We start from the raw sequence: 16,271 nt of genomic DNA on the forward strand, positions 1-16,271 counted from the left end.
GGATAACATGGCAGGAATGTGCTAATCATTCGCCTCCCAGCTTGCATTTCTGCAACACTTCCCAGGAGGTGCCGGTATGCCGGAGCAGATAGAGATTACGCACCAGAAAAGCCGCGTCAAATGGACGAAGCCGGTATTCCTCCATGGCCTGTTCCAGTTCTGCATCAGAAAGATCACGGAATGCCAGGGATACATGTGGATTAAAGCCATAACGGGCCAGCATATGACTGAAACCGAACTCTTTACGCAGAAATCCGACCATCTGCTGGTGCAGATGCACAATCCCTTCATTCTTTTCCACATTGATATATAACACTTTCCGCTTATTAAAGGAGCAACCGCCAAAGCCATTCAGTCTGATCTCAAAAGGTTGGATAGAAGCCGCAAATGTGCTCAGAGCGGGACACAATGTCTTTTCCAGCTCGGGATCGGCGGTGAAAGGTATCTGCAAGGTAATATGGGGTAATACCCGTAAAGCCCTCCTCGCATCATATTTTTCTGCGAATTCCTGCTTCAGGCGGATGATCTCCCTTCCGACTTCAGCATTGGGCAGCAGGGCAATAAAGTAGATTTTACTTTCTGCTCTGGGTGGTCTGGGCTTTGGAGGAAAGCGGGGTCCATTATCCGGACGTGGCCTGCGAAATTGGTTGCCGTTGTGTCTTTGTGTACGGTGAGTACGGTCTTCACTCTCCGGGCGACCACCATTGCCCTGGCGCTGCTGGCGTGGCTGGTCATGTCTGCCGTAAGTCATTGTCTTGGTGCTTGTGGGGTTTGATGAAGTCAGTATCAGCCAGCGTTATCCGTAGACGTGGATTCGCTGTCCTGATCTGTACATTCGGGAATATTCAGCCGGACACCCACATTATGCAAAGTCTCCAGCGCAATACCCGGTTCTTCTTTAAAATGTTTTCGCAAACGTGTCAGGAATACGTCCATACTTCTGCTGGAAAAGAAACTACTGTTCCCCCATACTTTCAGCAGGATCTCGTCCCTTTTTACTAATTTATTGCTGTTTTCCACCAGATAGCGCAATACCTTCGCCTCTTTTTTTGTAAGCGTGGCAAAAGGTTCGCCCCCGGCACGTGTAAGCTCTTTTTCTTCGTAATTGAACCGGACGTCATCTCCCAGTTTGTAAATACCATCTCCCGGTACATCCTTAGGCAGCGTCCTTCTCAGAAATACCCTGATACGCATGATCAGCTCCCGCATGCTGAACGGTTTTACCAGAAAATCATCCCCTCCTATCCTGAAACCATGCAGCCTGTCCTCATCAGTTGCCTTTGAGGAAATAAACAGAATCGGTATCATACCGTTTTTCTTCCGGATATCCTGCGCCAGCGTAAAGCCGTCTTTCTTTGGCATCAGTACGTCCAGTATGCAAAGATCAAAATCGTCCCTTTGAAACTTTTTCAGGGCTACCTCGCCGTCAAAACAATGCACGACCGCGTACCCCGCTGCTTCCAGCTGCTTTTTAATGATGCTACCATACTGATAGTCATCTTCGGCTAGGAGAATTTGTACATTACTAACCATGCGTTTAGTTTTATATCCGGTTCAATAGTTGTTAACACACAATGTCATTCCCATGACTCTGCTACAATATTGCTGAATAAACTGCTCATTTTAGTTAATGATTAGTTATCGTGTCAAATTTTTCTTATTTCGATATAATCAGGATCAACATGAAATTGAACGGATCGGGTTATCATAGATTACATTCTTTCATAAGACAACAAAAAAATGGCTGCCTGTTCAAAGGCAGCCATCTTTTTTGTTCACAGCTTTTCCAGCTGTTTGTTCACATGCATTCAGCACCGTTCTTTACTCTACAGCAGAGATCTGTATTGCTACAGCATGTTTCCATGCTTTCTGCTGCACAGCCGCAGGGATTGTCAGCTGAGTACCGGTAGCCGTAGCTTTCCATGAGATCTTCTCCTTCGCACCCAGTACAGTCACTTTAGCTCCTTTCGCTGGTTTCAGTCCGTTAAAAGCCACCTGCGCAGGCAGCTTTTCACCTTCTTCCAGCATATAGATCGCATAGATATTACCATTTTTCTTACGGGTAAAACATACCTTGCCATCTTTGTAAGGCGCCACAGAACGTGTGCCGTAAATAGCATCGCCATTCACCTTCATCCACTCACCAATAGCAGTCATTGTAGTATAAGCCTCCTCGTGCAACTGACCATCAGGACCGGGACCTACATTCAGCAGATAGTTACCGCCTTTAGCTACGATATCAACCAGATTGTGAATGAGCTTGTTTACAGACTTGTATTTATCATCCGGAACATATGACCATGAATTAGCCATCGTCATACATGTTTCCCATGGATAAGACAATGGTTTGTCAGGGATCTGCTGTTCTGGTGTACGGTAGTTTTCAAATGGTCCATGTACCGCACGGTCCACTACAATCAGACCCGGCTGATGACTACGCGCCATTTTAGTAATGCCGGCCATGTCAATATCTTCATTCTGCTTACTCGGTCTGGTATCGATTTCAGCAGCTGTAATGTCGTTTTCTTTTTTGGTATCCTGTTTACGTGCACGTACCCAGCCGCCATCCAGCCAGAGGATTTCGATCTTACCCATAGTGGTCATCAGCTCCTCAATCTGTTTGTAAGTAAACTCCCTGAAATTATTCCAACGATCTTTATACTTGTTCACATCATAGTTCACGTGTCTGTCTTTCGGCGGGAAATAAGACCACCAGTAATATTCACTGTGCCAGTCAGGTTTGGAGAAATAAGCACCGGTGTGGATACCTTCTTTCTGGAAAGCACTGAACACTTCCTTTGCAACGTTCTTTCTCGGATCATTGCGGAAAGCACTGTTCGGACCAGCAATACTGTAATCAGTCTGCTTAGTGTCCCACATACAGAAACCATCGTGATGCTTGGTGGTGAACACTACATATTCCATACCTGCACCCTTTGCCGCTTTAGCCCATTTAGACGGGTCAAATTTGGTCGGATTGAAAGTAGTGGACAAAGCTTCGTACTTCTTTACATAATCATAGTAAGGAATACCATAAGGATTGCGCTGTGTCCATCCTTCGTCTTCCGGACAAATACTCCAGGACTCCACCACACCCCACTGAGAATAAGCACCCCAGTGAATGATCATACCAAATTTCCAGTCCTGCCATTCGTCCAGTTTCTGCAATACGGCTTTATCCGTTTCAGGGATATAGGGCTGTCCGAGGCCATGGTCCTGCGCATTGGCCGTGGAAAACGCCAGTAATGCACTGCTAAATAATACAAAAAGTTTTCGCATGATTAATTTTTAAATGTATCTCTGAGACTTATAACTTTCAGCTGTTCTTTTACCTGCTGTAATGTCAATTCACTGTTTATGCGCACGGTAGCCGTTTCTCCCGGCAGCAGGTCAAAATAGTTATCACTGAACTGTGACTTCGGATCGTTCTCTAATAACAGGTAAACATTTCTTGCCAGCCGGCCGGCAGTGATCTTCACAACGATAGTTCCATCAGCACCTGCCATAACGCTTGTCTGCATACCGGGATCCGGTAATTCCATGGTGCTGGCTTTGGCAAAGTAATATACATTCCGGGTTAATAGCTCATCTTTCTTTACCACTTTCGTATAGAATATTACCTTTTGCGCATCAAAGCCCTTCAGTAATTCACTCACAGGCGCCTCATACTGTAATTGACTCTGCGCTGCTTTCGGTTGAATACCCGTCACCGATTTCTCCCATAACACTTTCCCCTCCAGATCCATCAACTGCATCTGCAATGTTAACGGCTGTTCCTGCGGCACATCTGAAACCACCCAGGTCTGGAGTTTTCCATTCACTTCGACATTAGAAACAATGACTGGTGCAAATGCTTTCTTTACAAAATATTGCAGGGCCTTCCATCTGCCATAATAATCGATTCCCGACCAGGAAGGACCCGGCCAGCAGTCATTCAGCTGCCAATATAATGTCCCCATACAGTATGGCATAGAACGGCGATGTGCTTCGATCGCGATCCGCATCCCTTCTGCCTGTAACACATGATTCACATATAACAGGGACTCAAAATCCTTTGGCGTTTTATAGTAATGTTGCAGGTAAGTGTTAATTGCCATATTCCCTCTGTTGGTACTTTTCTGGTGAGACAACATCACAGGAGAATAAATATCCAGATCATTTTTACCAGCAAAACGACGTACTGTGTGAATATCAGGGAATGACTGGAAACCATATTCACTCATAAAACGGGGCACATGCGTATTGAACGCTTCAAACCATTCCATACCATGCCATACACCCCAATAGTGATTATCTCCTTTCGTAAAATCCTCCTTGCTGCCCCAGTTGCTGATCGGAGACGAATGAAAATAAAATCTTCCCGGATCCAATGCAGCTACCTGTTCGGGCAACAGTGATTTAAACAATACATTATACCCCTGCTGCAAGGTCTTCCACTGTGCTTCAGTATAACCATATCCATTTTGCCATCCCCAGTTTTTAATGGCGACCGCTACCTCGTTATTGCCACACCATAAAGCCAGAGAGGGATGATTACGCAAACGGGTGATATTATAACGTAGCTCTTCTTTTACACTCGCCAGAAAAGCAGTATCCGAAGGATATACTGTACAGGCAAACATGAAGTCCTGCCATACCAGTATACCCTGCTGATCTGCCAGATCATAAAACAGTTCCTTCTCATAGGCACCGCCTCCCCATACGCGTACCATATTGAAATGCGATGTCTTCATGTCTTTAAACAGCTGTTGGTAGCGCTCGTCTGTTACTCTCGGACGGAAGTTATCCTGTGGAATATAATTGGCGCCTTTCATGAATACCGGCTGTCCGTTCACCTTCACATAAAAGCTCTCCCCCAGACTATCCGGAGCGTTGATCACTTCGACCGTCCGCAGACCGATGTTTACTACACGCGAACTGATCAACTGTTTGCCTTCCAATATGCTTACTTTCACTTTATACAGGAACGCGTCACCCAATCCATTAGGCCACCAGCGCTTAGGTTGTTGAATACTAACTGGCAATTCCAATACCTGTTGACCTGTATTGACATCCTTTTCAACAATCACAGTGGCAAACAATTTATCCGGACTCTCTACCTGTATTTTATACTTTCCCGCCCTTACCGTTTCCAGCGTCAGGGCAGCCCGTACTTTAGCTATTTTATCCGTCAGACTTTGCTGTTGCAGCCATACATCACTGATGCTTGTTTTATTCCATGCAGTCAGCGAAGCGCCGCCGCTGATGCCAGATGTTACCAGTCTTGGTCCCCAATCCCATCCATAGTGATAAGGTGCCTTACGTGCATAGATACTTAAGGGAATATCACTTGCATCATTTCCTGCCGGATATACCAGTCTGTCTTTCAGAAAACGCTCCATATCATAACGAACGGGACTATGAAAGAATATCCGCAACTGATTCTGTCCGCTATGCAGCCATTGTCTGATATTCACACTATGGCCAACAAACATATTATGACTCTGCAATACAAGGTGATCATTGATATAAACATCTGCATAGGTATCGAGTTCCGGTAGCTGCAGATCGATCACATCATGTGCAAGCAGCGCTGCAGATGCTTCAAAACTTCTGCGGTAGATCCAATCCTTTTTGTCTACCCACTGTACTGCTTTTTCATTCATTCCAGCAAATGGATCTGGTATCAGGTGATGGGCGAGTAAGTCGGTATGTACGGTACCCGGCACAGTTGCTTTCCGCCAGATGCTGTCGTCTGCATCTGCGAATTCCCATTCTCCGTTTAGTGAGAGCGTTGTTGTTGTCTGTGCATGCGCTATTCGCGCCAGCATACACAGGCATAAGAGTAGTGTGTAATGTAACTTATTCTTCATAGTCCACGCTGTTGGTTATTGTAGGTGTATATAAACTATCTTTGTATAATGAAAAGCATCTGGCAACAAATACTGCGTTACCTGTACATAGGCAAAAAAGATCCTTCAGCGCCTCAGGGCCGCTATGTGTCTATGATGCACGGCATGAACCGTATCTCCATCATTGTATTTCTGATCGCACTGATAATAATGCTGGTAAAGCTGTTTACCCGTCACCACTGACCGGGTCTGGTATAGCCTGTTTTGTGCTGTTTACGACTTATTTCTTCGCCTCGGCATAACTTACTTCTGCGGCCCGGTGGCTCGCATCTTTTTCCCCCAGTTTTGTCCACAATGCCGCATAATCCGCTTTAATACGATCGCGCACCGTCTTGTCTTTTAGCAACAAGGTCAGCTCTGTCAACAGATTTTCTTCCGTCAGGTCGTGCTGAATCAATTCCTTTACAACAGGTTTGTCCATCACGAGGTTCACCAGCGCAATATATTTTACCTTGATCAGTCGTTTCGCAAAGAAATAGGAAATAGCACTGCCTTTATAGCAAACTACCTCAGGTACACCAAACAAGGCAGTTTCCAATGTAGCGGTACCGGAGGTCACCAGCGCTGCTTCCGCCTGACGGAGTAAGGTATAGGTTTGTCCTTTTACTGTAGAGACATTCGGATGTGCACCGATCAGTCCCTGTATAAACGCATCATCCAGACTGGGCGCCTGTGCTACAATAAACTGATGGTCAGGGAAATGTTTAGCCATGGTCAACATGATGGGTAGCTTGACGCTCACTTCCTGCTTACGGCTGCCGGGCAGAATGGCAATAACAGGTTTGTCTGCCAATGGGGCATCAGCCGGTTTTTCCTTTGCCTCCCGGATCACCTGTATCAAGGGGTGACCTACATACTCCACCTCGTAATCCCATTTTTTATAAAAATCCTGTTCAAATGGCAGGATGCAGAGCATTTTATCCACACTCCGTCTGATCTTTTTAACGCGATTCTCCTTCCAGGCCCATACCTGCGGAGAAATATAAAACACGATCTTATATCCCAATGGTTTCGCCCACTCCGCAATACGCAGGTTGAAACCTGCATAGTCGATCAGCACCAGTACATCCGGCTGATATTGCTGAATATCCTTTTTACAGAACTCCATATTGCGCAATACGGTACGGATGTTCATCACCACTTCGATGAACCCCATAAAAGCCAGGTCTTTATAATGCTTCACCAGCGTTCCTCCCGCTTGTTGCATCATATCGCCTCCCCAGCAACGGATATCCGCTGCAGTGTCTTGTTGTTTCAATTCTTTGATCAGATTGCTTCCATGGAGATCACCGGATGCTTCTCCGGCGATGATGTAGTACTTCATAGGACAAATATAAATTACGAATCAGGAATTACGAATCAAGAATTGGATTGTAGTAGAGATTCATGAGGAAATGCGATATGACAGGGAGAAGGTTCGATGGAAGTAAGATAGTGACGAGGCGAGCCTGAAGAGAAGGTGAGATAGACTTGACACGAATAAGACGTGGACTTGATGTGGAGATGAGCCGGACTTAAGACGAATAAGAAATGGACTTAGTGCGGAAATGAGCCGGACTTGAGGCGAATAAGACGTGGACTTAATCCGCAGATGAGTCAGACTTGAGACGAATAAGACGTGGACTTAATGCGGAGATGAGCCAGATTTGAGGCGAATAAGACGTGGACTTAATGCGGAGATGAGCCGGACTTGAGGCGAATAAGACGTGAACTTAATCCGGAGATGAAGGAAACCTCATACAAACGGCAATCAACCCTGATACGATATAACAACACATAAAAAGCCCGGCAATGCCGGGCTTTCTCTATAAGTTCATACCTATACAATCCCTCAACCGATCAGTTCATGCAGAATATCCAATAAGTACCACGCCGGAAATCCCAACATCCATTACACTCATTCAGCCTGTTCAGTTATTATACAGTAATAATATTCTTCAATAAAAGCACGGAATAAAGCCTTCTCAAAAAGATCCTGCAACGCAATGAGCCATTGCAATGATCAATTGACGTTCGCCGGCCAGACAGCATCTGCGGACGGCGGCGATAGTACCAGCTACAATATCAGCAATCTGGTTACCCTATGATAACCAATATCTTGAAGTATAGCTTACACCTCCTGCGTTTACCCGTGTAATATTTTCAGGAAAAGGATCGTAATAGCATACAGCATCGTCACCAGAAAGATACCTTTTGCTGTAATGTCTTTTCTGGATCTGGTATAGAAGTAAAATATCACTCCATTCAGCAACAGACAAACACTAATCAATTTTGGTAAGGTCTGACGGTTTTCAAGGACAAGTTTCATAAATTCAGACAGGGATACATCATGCTTCGGCATGAATACCAACAGGTAGTACAGGAAGAAGGCCAGCACCGGTGTAAATATACCCAGTACAATGCCTAATGGGAGATTATCTCGTTTTAACATAGTAGGTTTTGATCATGTGCACTTATACACATCAGAGTTTCCAGTCGTTTTCCAGCTTCTTCTTCATCTTATAGTCAGTCAGATCAAACTGCACTGGTACGAGCGAAGCGTAATTATTTGCGAGGGCATATACGTCAGTATCTTCTCCATTATCGCGGTTAGTGAATTCACCTGTGAGCCAGTAGTATTTTTTACCACGTGGATCACGGCGCTCATCAAATGCTTCTACCCATTTCGCATCTGCCTGACGGCATATCTTTAATCCTTTATAATCTTCTTTTTAACAACAGGAATATTTACATTAAACAGCGTTCCCTCCGGTAGTTCTGTTTCCAGCATTTGTTTAGCCACTGAATGAGCCACTTCCTTACATAAAGAGAAGTCTGCGTCAAAACTGTAATCCAGATAAGAGAAACCCACAGAAGGCACGCCTTCTATCGCTGCTTCCATTGCCGCCGACATGGTGCCGGAATAGATCACGTTAATGGAATGATTCGCGCCATGATTGATACCACTTACACAGATATCCGGCAAACGGTGCAGGATCTTATCGCGGGCCAGCTTCACACAATCCACCGGTGTACCGGAACATTGCCACGCTTCTATGCCGTCGAAAATATCCACCTGATCCAGACGGAGCGGAACGCCGATCGTAATAGCGTGTCCTTTTCCTGACTGCGGACTGTCTGGTGCTACCACCACTACTCTTCCCAGCGGACTTACCGCCTCAATCAGTGCCCGGATACCCGGAGCGGTTACACCATCGTCGTTTGTTACCAGAATGATCTTTTCCTGCGCTTTACCCTTCACGTGCTTTTGAGTTTTCTTTTCAGAACAAATTTAATACACTTACCTGATAGTCCATAGCGCACAATCATGTAATAATGTGCATAACAGCTTATCAACGTAAAAGATAGCGGAAAGATTACGCCTCCCGCCAATATACTTTTACAAATAACATATAATTAACATGCTATATTAAAGATCAGTACGCAGCATCCTCTGGAATACCAGCCAGATGAAAAGTGCTATATATACGATCAGCGCCGTCAGGTATACTACGCTGTCATAAGGACCGGAGAATTTCACCAGTTTTTCGACAATAGGGAACGGAAGCAATTCATCTCCGGCCTGCAAAGGGAATAATCCGCCGACATTGCCGAAAAAGCGCTTTACGATAGAAACAAGTATCTGTTCTATAAACATGATATATCCCAGAAAGAGAATGATAGCCAGTCCGGTACGTTTAACCAGCATACCTGTCAGCAACGCCATACTCAGCGACACCAGTACCTGCAACAGGTAATAGAACAGAAAACGGGAGCCTTCCATGCTAAAAGGTGCTTTACCATAAACACCACCGAAAATAAATACAGCGATCAGGGATGTCAGGAATGCCAATAATGCCAGTGCAACTACCCAAAACAATTTAGAAAGTACAAAGTCCCTCCTTTCCCAACCGTCAATAACATTCTGCCGGTGGGTTTTGTAATTGAACTCATTGCAGACCAGCGTAATGACCAGCAGACTAAAAATGCCGGAAGTATAAGAGTTTACACTGGCAATAGTCTGCCATACCAGCGGAAAGTCATACATCGACTGTCCAAGCAGCTGCTGCGCTTCTTTAGGTATATTTTTGACAAAGATGTCGTGGATAACAAAATTCGGGGCCAGCATTGCCAGCAGTCCCAGGCCTATAAACACCCAGAAAGAGCGGTAATTCTTTACCTTAAGCCATTCTATTTTAATGATTTGCATCATAAGCTTCAGTACAAATAGGATTAGTTGTTGGTTAATTCCAGGAATGCCGTTTCAAGGCTCTTTCTGCTCATCTGGAGATGATTCAGCCAGACGCCCTGCTGAGCGCACCAGCTGTTCAGACTTGCAGGATCAATCGTTTCCCGGAAAGTGACCTGCAAAATACCGTCCTGCGCAGGCAATACCTGTACAAAGGCCGGGTGTTGTTTTATCAGCTGTGACAATGCCTGATTATCAGGACCACCGATCTCGATAAAGTTATCCCTTGACAGCACCGCATTTACCGGACCGGAACCCAGTAATTTTCCTTTCCGCAGGATCGCCACATGTGTACAGACTTTTTCCACTTCATCCAGCAGATGGCTGGCCATAATAATCGTCTTCCCCGACTGCGCCAGCTGACGGATCAGGTTTCTGACTTCGGCAATACCCACGGGGTCCAGCCCATTGGCTGGTTCATCCAGTATCAGTACTTCCGGATCGCCCAGCATAGCTGCCGCTATAGCCAGACGCTGTTTCATCCCGAGAGAATAGGTCTTAAAAGCCGAATGCTGTCTGGCCGTTAATCCGGCCAGCTCCAGCACCCGCGGAATATCCTGCTCGCTTGTCTGTTTGATATTAGCGACTATCTGCAAATTCTTGTAGGCTGACAGATAGTGATAGAAGTTAGGTGTTTCCAACAGCGTACCGATCTTTCTGCGCTGGGCGGCAGAAGGTGTCTGCCCCATCAGGGTGAAAGAACCGGCATCCGCTTTCAGTACATCAGTCACAATACCCAGCATCGTGGTTTTACCACTGCCATTGGGACCGAGTATGCCGTACACACTGCCTGACGGGATATCAAATGATACCCCATCCAGCGCCTGTACGATTCCGTACCGCTTTGAAATGTTGTTAAGGGATAGAATAGTTGACATCAGGTGGATTAATTTCTGATTGGTTTTCCTGTTTTGATCACGCTTTGTAATCTTTCCAGGGTTTTACGCTCGCCGGCCAGACTCAGGAATGCTTCCCGCTCCAGATCCAGCAGATATTGCTCGCTCACCAGTGAGGCCTCTGAGAGATCGCCGCCACTCATCACGTATGCCAGTTTACTGGCTATTTTCGCATCATGTTCTGATATATAATTAGCAAAGCGCATACTGTGAATACCAGTCAGCAGCATACCCAGTGCGGCACGACCCAGCACTTTTACATCCTTTCTTTCCACCGGACGGGTATAGCCCTCATCTGCGAGCTGTAATACGCTGCGTTTTGCATCAGCGATCAGACGGCTCTGATTCAGGGTGATCTCGTCATGTCCTTTACGCAGGATGCCCAGATCAAACGCCTCATGAGCGGAGGTGCTCACCTTCGCCATGGCAATTGCCATAAAACGATCTTTCAGCGGCTCCTCTTCAATACGACCTTCCTTGAATTCATCGCTGGCGCGCAGTGCCATTTCTTTGGTACCGCCACCACCGGGGATCAGGCCTACGCCCAGTTCCACTAATCCGATATAAGACTCAGCCGCAGCCTGAACTTTGTCAGCATGCAGACACATTTCACAACCTCCTCCCAAAGTGAGCGCATGTGGTGCGACAATCACCGGAATGGAAGAATAACGCAGACGCATGGTCGTTTTCTGGAACATACGTACGGCCATATCCAGTTCATCATATTCCTGCTCAGCCGCAAACATGAAGATCATACCCACATTTGCACCGGCAGAAAAGTTAGCTCCTTCATTGCCAATGATCAATCCGCGGAAATCTTTTTCTGCCCGGTCAATCGCTTTATTCACACCTTCCAGCACTTCCCCGCCGATCGTGTTCATTTTAGTTTTCCAGTCTATCGTCACCACACCATCTCCGATATCATACAAGGTGCATGCACTGTTTTTCCACACGACATTTCCTGACAGGTTTTCCAGAATAACAAACGTGTCGGCACCCGGCAGCAGTTTATAGACATGTGATTTTACATCGTAATAATATTTCTTACCGCCTTCTATTTTGTAGAAGCTTTTTACACCTTTCTCCAGCATTTCCTTTACCCATGGCGCCACGCTCAGGCCTTTCGCTTCAATGGCTTTGATACCATTTTCCACACCCAGCACATCCCATGATTCAAAAGCACCGATCTCCCATCCGAAACCAGCTTTCATGGCATCGTCCACTTTATAAAGATCATCCGCTATTTCCGGAATGCGGTGAGAAATGTAAGAGAAAAGGTAGGCATGGAACTGCTGATAGAACTGACCCGCTTTATCGCCTGCAGCAAATAATCCGCGCAGTCGCTGCTTCAGGTCTTCCACCTGTTTCGCTGCTTCAATGCTGGCGAATTTAGATTTCTGACGGGGACCATATTCCATCGTTTCCAGGTTGAGCGTCAGTATTTCCTTACCGCCTTCACCTTTGGTCTTTTTATAGAAACCCTGCCCGGTTTTGTCGCCGAGCCATTTATTTTCAACTACTTTTTGCAGGAAAGGAGGTATCACGAAGATATCCTTTGCTTCATCCTGCGGACAATTCTCCGCCACTCCTTTGGCCACCCTCACCAATGTATCAATACCCACGACATCGGCCGTACGGAAGGTAGCAGATTTTGGTCTGCCGATCACCGGACCTGTCAGTGCATCAATATCATCTATATTCAGCTGCATTTCCTGCATAATGTGGAAAATAGCCATGATAGAATACACCCCTACCCTGTTGGCAATGAATGCAGGTGTATCCTTACAGAGAACCGTTGTTTTACCCAGATAGAGATCTCCGTAATTCATCAGGAAATCAACAATTTCCGGGTCAGTATGCGGGGTAGGAATAATTTCCAGTAAGCGCAGATAACGCGGAGGATTGAAGAAGTGGGTACCACAGAAATGTTTCTTAAAATCATCGCTGCGGCCTTCCGCCATCAGGTGAATAGGTATACCTGAAGTATTGGAAGTAATGAGTGTACCCGGTTTACGGTACTTTTCCACTTCAGTGAAAACGGACTTTTTGACGTCAAGGTTTTCTACGACTACCTCAATAATCCAGTCATAGTTGGCAATCTCCTTCATATCGTCTGTAAAGTTGCCCGTACGGATCAGCTTTACCACGTCCTTATTGTACACCGGGGATGGGTTTGCCTTCAGGGCAGACTGCAATGCTTCGTTTACGATGCGGTTCTTAACCGCTTTGCTGTCAGGTGACAGACCTTTAGCTTTTTCTGCATCAGTTAACTCTTTGGGGGCAATATCCAGTAACAAAACCTGTACTCCGACGCCTGCGAAATGGGCTGCTATTCTTGAACCCATTACTCCTGAACCTAAAACAGCCACCTTGTTAATGTGTCTTTTCATAGAACGCGTTTTATATGCTACAAGCGCTGAGGCATTGTAGTGAGTCTTGATTGTTAATATCGATAAATGAATATATGATTTTTTGGGAGACTTGCCACAAAAGCTATAAAAAAACGAAGGACCGTCTGCCATACGGCGGACGGTCCTTTTCTTATGACAAGGTATTTATTTAAACTGCCTGAGGTGCGCTTGCTGCCGGCGCTTTTTTGTAGCCACGCTTTTCTTTGTTTTCTTCTTTTACCCCACCATACAAGGAAACCTGTTACCGGCAGACTGGCGCCTATCAATGCACCAAAGAAGGCCAGTATCTTTCCGGGTAATCCGAGTATGGAACCCACGTGAATATCGTAATTCGCTTTACGCAGTTTTGCCCCGAAACCAGCTTCTGCAAAACTGATATCGTATACTTTATTACCGGCCAGTTCTTTTAATGTATGCTGATCGAATGAATAACTTCTGTTGTTATAGAACTTACCTGCTGTAGGATAGATCGTAATACCGATAGCAGCCTTTGGTTTGGATGTATCTGCAAAGGAATAATAGAAACCTTCTGCTTCCGGGTGTCTGGCAAGTACTTTCCCCCACGCGAGGTCCATTGCCTGCTCAGGGGTATATAATTTACCCAGCTGTGTTGAATCAGACTGTGGTCTTTTAAATTCTTCGATTGTTTGTCCGCCGGAAGTAACCCAGTATAATCCGTTGCTGTACCATTTGATACCATACACCATACCGGTCAGCGCTATGGCCAGCAATACTATCAGGGAATAGAAACCCAGTACATTATGCAGATCATAGTTCACCCTTTTGAAGGACGCGTCCCATTTTATTTTAAAGCTTTGCTCACGTGCTTTCTTTGTCCATTTCTGCGGCCACCACAGTACCATACCACTGATCAGGATAATAACGAATATCAGGGTGCTGTAATTGACGATCGGTCTGCCTATTTCATAAGGCATCCACAGGAAGCGATGACCATTCAGGATAAACCGGAAGAAATCTGTTTCTCCTGCTTTGTGTTCTTTTACGCTGATCACTTCCCCACTATAAGGATTCAGTCGTAATACAGTATTTCCTTTTCTACCTTCTCCAAGACTCAGGTAAATGGCATTTCCCTGTTGATAGGTAACGTAGCCAGGTTTTAGTTTGGGATACTTTTGTGCGGCAATCTCTCTTACCTGTGAAGGAGTGATGACAGGTTTGTCCTGACGGGCGATTACAGTTTCAGGTTCCAGCAGACGGGTGATTTCGTCATGAAATACCCAGATACAGGCTGTCACGCATACAATGATCATCACAATACCTGTAATCAGCCCCAGCCATAGGTGTAACCAGGCTGAAATGCGATAAAACAGACTGCGGGATTGTTTTTTCTTGACGGTTGGCTTCCTGGAAAAATTCATGTTAACTGTAATTGATGGCCCTTTTATCCGGACCTGCGCGCTAAAAGGTGATAGAATCTGCCAAAAATACCGTGTTATAACACAAATCGTTTACGCAATCGGGAATAATAATCGCCCTATTAAAGATCGGATTTGAGTTGTCAGAATGAGGATTTGTCCCATTTCCTCTTAATTTAGCGCCTTTCGGCCCCGGAATGCCATCATGTACCAAAAGAAGGTACACATCAGAATCAAATACCATGAATCAGTTTAATCAGCGTAATGCTTTGGATGCCAACGAGTCTGCACACTTGCAGCGTGTGCTTAGTGACTATACCTATGCACTGGATGTACTGGACAAGTACGATCATCAGTTATTAGAAATTGAAAACACGACGGAAGAAAACCTGTTTGTGATTACCTATGAAACGGCCATGTTCGCCATTAACGGACTAAGAGACCGTTTTGGAGGAAGTGCCCTGTTTGGCAATGAGAAAGATGACTCCTTTCAGGGTTCATTGGCTGCGATCTGCCAGACCTTTGGTGGTCGTGATCTTTATCCCGGTGTGGAGGAAAAGGCGGCTCATCTGCTATATTTTGTTATCAAGAACCATTCTTTTTCTGATGGCAATAAACGTATTGCCGCATTTCTGTTTGTATGGTTTCTTGATAAGAATAATATCCTTTACAGGCAGGATGGCAGTAAAAGGATTGCTGACAATGCGCTGGTTGCATTCACATTGATGATTGCGGAATCAAAACCGGAAGAGAAGGAGATGATGGTAAAAGTGATCGTCCATCTTATTAACAGTAATAATTAAAATAAAAAAGAGTCCGTCAATAGCGGACTCTCCATTTTTTATGCCTGTACATTCAGTACAGTAAAGCGCTTTACGCCGGCCGGCATTTTCCACTCAACTTCGTCTCCTTTACGGAAACCTATCAGTGCTGCACCCAGCGGCGCCAGTATAGAAATTTTCTTCTGCTTGATATCTGCATCGATCGGCATTACAATACGGAAGTCGGTCACTTTTCCTGAATTAACTTCCTTCACACTTACCAGTGAGTTCAGACGAATGGTCCCTACCGGCAGGGCTTCATTATCCACAACAACGGCGCGATTCAGTTCATATGCCAATGACATCTCGCTGATATCATCTGTTTTGGTGCCTGCAAATTGTTTCAGGAGATTATAATCTTCTTCACAAAGAATTACGGGGGTCTTTTCTTTGCTCTTTGCTTTTCCTGATTTCATACACTACTAATTTTAAATTAAAAAAAATTCCTGCCGACGTGGTATATCGCGCAGTGGAACAAACTATACAATAGGAAAACTGAGGGATCCCCGAACAATAAAAGAATTAATAATAGTCCGGGGAAAAAGTATCGAAGTCCTTAAAGGTTGTGTAATAGTAAGACTTGCTTGCTATTGGGGTATTGGTGTGCACAACAACAGTCATACGCAGTATTGGCGCATGCTGGACGGA

14 protein-coding genes are annotated in these 16,271 nt (G+C 45.4%); 2 read left to right on the plus strand and 12 right to left on the minus strand.

Translation table 11 applies throughout. The features are described from left to right. Positions 1–25: 25 nt before the first annotated feature. The 4 genes from FEF09_RS03200 to FEF09_RS03215 form a co-directional block, all read right to left on the minus strand. On the minus strand, positions 26–751 hold the full coding sequence (locus FEF09_RS03200; RefSeq protein WP_146303683.1) for a 2'-5' RNA ligase family protein: 726 nt from the start codon (positions 749–751) through the stop codon (positions 26–28). Between the two features lie 35 nt (positions 752–786). Continuing rightward, on the minus strand, positions 787–1,533 hold the full coding sequence (locus FEF09_RS03205) for a response regulator transcription factor (RefSeq protein WP_146303685.1): 747 nt from the start codon (positions 1,531–1,533) through the stop codon (positions 787–789). Between the two features lie 288 nt (positions 1,534–1,821). After that, the gene (locus FEF09_RS03210; protein ID WP_146303687.1) at positions 1,822–3,279 is read right to left on the minus strand and encodes an alpha-L-fucosidase; all 1,458 of its coding nucleotides are present in this window, start codon (positions 3,277–3,279) and stop codon (positions 1,822–1,824) included. A 2-nt stretch (positions 3,280–3,281) separates the two neighbouring features. Then, positions 3,282–5,852, minus strand: a complete 2,571-nt coding sequence (locus tag FEF09_RS03215; protein WP_261387309.1) for a beta-mannosidase — start codon at positions 5,850–5,852, stop codon at positions 3,282–3,284. A 48-nt stretch (positions 5,853–5,900) separates the two neighbouring features. Between FEF09_RS03215 and FEF09_RS30585 the strand changes: the two genes are divergently transcribed. Then, complete coding sequence (locus FEF09_RS30585) at positions 5,901–6,074, plus strand: DUF6728 family protein (protein ID WP_012794620.1); 174 nt, start codon at positions 5,901–5,903, stop codon at positions 6,072–6,074. Between the two features lie 37 nt (positions 6,075–6,111). On the opposite strand, the gene lpxB is transcribed toward FEF09_RS30585, so the two are convergent. The 7 genes from lpxB to FEF09_RS03250 all read right to left on the minus strand — a co-directional run bounded on the left by lpxB (position 6,112) and on the right by FEF09_RS03250 (position 14,805). Further along, positions 6,112–7,215: a lipid-A-disaccharide synthase gene (lpxB, locus tag FEF09_RS03220; RefSeq protein ID WP_146303689.1), complete on the minus strand. Its 1,104-nt coding sequence runs from the start codon at positions 7,213–7,215 to the stop codon at positions 6,112–6,114. 801 nt (positions 7,216–8,016) lie between these two features. Then, entirely contained in the window at positions 8,017–8,322 is a 306-nt protein-coding gene (locus FEF09_RS03225; protein WP_146303691.1) for a hypothetical protein, read from the minus strand. 258 nt (positions 8,323–8,580) lie between these two features. Then, the gene (gene surE / locus FEF09_RS03230) at positions 8,581–9,132 is read right to left on the minus strand and encodes a 5'/3'-nucleotidase SurE (protein WP_261387310.1); all 552 of its coding nucleotides are present in this window, start codon (positions 9,130–9,132) and stop codon (positions 8,581–8,583) included. Positions 9,133–9,300: 168 nt separating this feature from the next. Further along, positions 9,301–10,083, minus strand: coding sequence for an ABC transporter permease (locus FEF09_RS03235; RefSeq protein ID WP_146303693.1), 783 nt, complete (start codon positions 10,081–10,083; stop codon positions 9,301–9,303). A 20-nt stretch (positions 10,084–10,103) separates the two neighbouring features. After that, on the minus strand, positions 10,104–10,997 hold the full coding sequence (locus tag FEF09_RS03240) for an ABC transporter ATP-binding protein (RefSeq protein ID WP_146303695.1): 894 nt from the start codon (positions 10,995–10,997) through the stop codon (positions 10,104–10,106). 8 nt (positions 10,998–11,005) lie between these two features. Continuing rightward, positions 11,006–13,405, minus strand: a complete 2,400-nt coding sequence (locus tag FEF09_RS03245; RefSeq protein ID WP_146303697.1) for a 3-hydroxyacyl-CoA dehydrogenase/enoyl-CoA hydratase family protein — start codon at positions 13,403–13,405, stop codon at positions 11,006–11,008. 53 nt (positions 13,406–13,458) lie between these two features. Next, positions 13,459–14,805, minus strand: a complete 1,347-nt coding sequence (locus FEF09_RS03250) for a PepSY-associated TM helix domain-containing protein (protein WP_146303699.1) — start codon at positions 14,803–14,805, stop codon at positions 13,459–13,461. Positions 14,806–15,044: 239 nt separating this feature from the next. Between FEF09_RS03250 and FEF09_RS03255 the strand changes: the two genes are divergently transcribed. After that, positions 15,045–15,605 (plus strand): type II toxin-antitoxin system death-on-curing family toxin, encoded by a 561-nt coding sequence (locus FEF09_RS03255; protein ID WP_146303701.1) that lies wholly within the window; start codon positions 15,045–15,047, stop codon positions 15,603–15,605. Between the two features lie 38 nt (positions 15,606–15,643). Here the strand turns inward: FEF09_RS03255 and FEF09_RS03260 are convergent, their stop codons facing one another. Continuing rightward, on the minus strand, positions 15,644–16,039 hold the full coding sequence (locus FEF09_RS03260) for a GreA/GreB family elongation factor (RefSeq protein WP_146303703.1): 396 nt from the start codon (positions 16,037–16,039) through the stop codon (positions 15,644–15,646). Between the last annotated feature and the right edge of the window lie 232 nt (positions 16,040–16,271).

The organism is Chitinophaga pinensis (genome assembly GCF_007896845.1).
Taxonomy (GTDB): Bacteria; Bacteroidota; Bacteroidia; order Chitinophagales; family Chitinophagaceae; genus Chitinophaga; species Chitinophaga pinensis_C.

Bases quoted from the DNA above. Each gene is read 5' to 3' on its own strand.
- FEF09_RS03200 (WP_146303683.1), bottom strand. From the start codon at position 751: ATGACTTACGGCAGACATGACCAGCCACGCCAGCAGCGCCAGGGCAAT.
- FEF09_RS03205 (WP_146303685.1), bottom strand. From the start codon at position 1,533: ATGGTTAGTAATGTACAAATTCTCCTAGCCGAAGATGACTATCAGTAT.
- FEF09_RS03210 (WP_146303687.1), bottom strand. From the start codon at position 3,279: ATGCGAAAACTTTTTGTATTATTTAGCAGTGCATTACTGGCGTTTTCC.
- FEF09_RS03215 (WP_261387309.1), bottom strand. From the start codon at position 5,852: ATGAAGAATAAGTTACATTACACACTACTCTTATGCCTGTGTATGCTG.
- FEF09_RS30585 (WP_012794620.1), top strand. From the start codon at position 5,901: ATGAAAAGCATCTGGCAACAAATACTGCGTTACCTGTACATAGGCAAA.
- lpxB (WP_146303689.1), bottom strand. From the start codon at position 7,215: ATGAAGTACTACATCATCGCCGGAGAAGCATCCGGTGATCTCCATGGA.
- FEF09_RS03225 (WP_146303691.1), bottom strand. From the start codon at position 8,322: ATGTTAAAACGAGATAATCTCCCATTAGGCATTGTACTGGGTATATTT.
- FEF09_RS03235 (WP_146303693.1), bottom strand. From the start codon at position 10,083: ATGATGCAAATCATTAAAATAGAATGGCTTAAGGTAAAGAATTACCGC.
- FEF09_RS03240 (WP_146303695.1), bottom strand. From the start codon at position 10,997: ATGTCAACTATTCTATCCCTTAACAACATTTCAAAGCGGTACGGAATC.
- FEF09_RS03245 (WP_146303697.1), bottom strand. From the start codon at position 13,405: ATGAAAAGACACATTAACAAGGTGGCTGTTTTAGGTTCAGGAGTAATG.
- FEF09_RS03250 (WP_146303699.1), bottom strand. From the start codon at position 14,805: ATGAATTTTTCCAGGAAGCCAACCGTCAAGAAAAAACAATCCCGCAGT.
- FEF09_RS03255 (WP_146303701.1), top strand. From the start codon at position 15,045: ATGAATCAGTTTAATCAGCGTAATGCTTTGGATGCCAACGAGTCTGCA.
- FEF09_RS03260 (WP_146303703.1), bottom strand. From the start codon at position 16,039: ATGAAATCAGGAAAAGCAAAGAGCAAAGAAAAGACCCCCGTAATTCTT.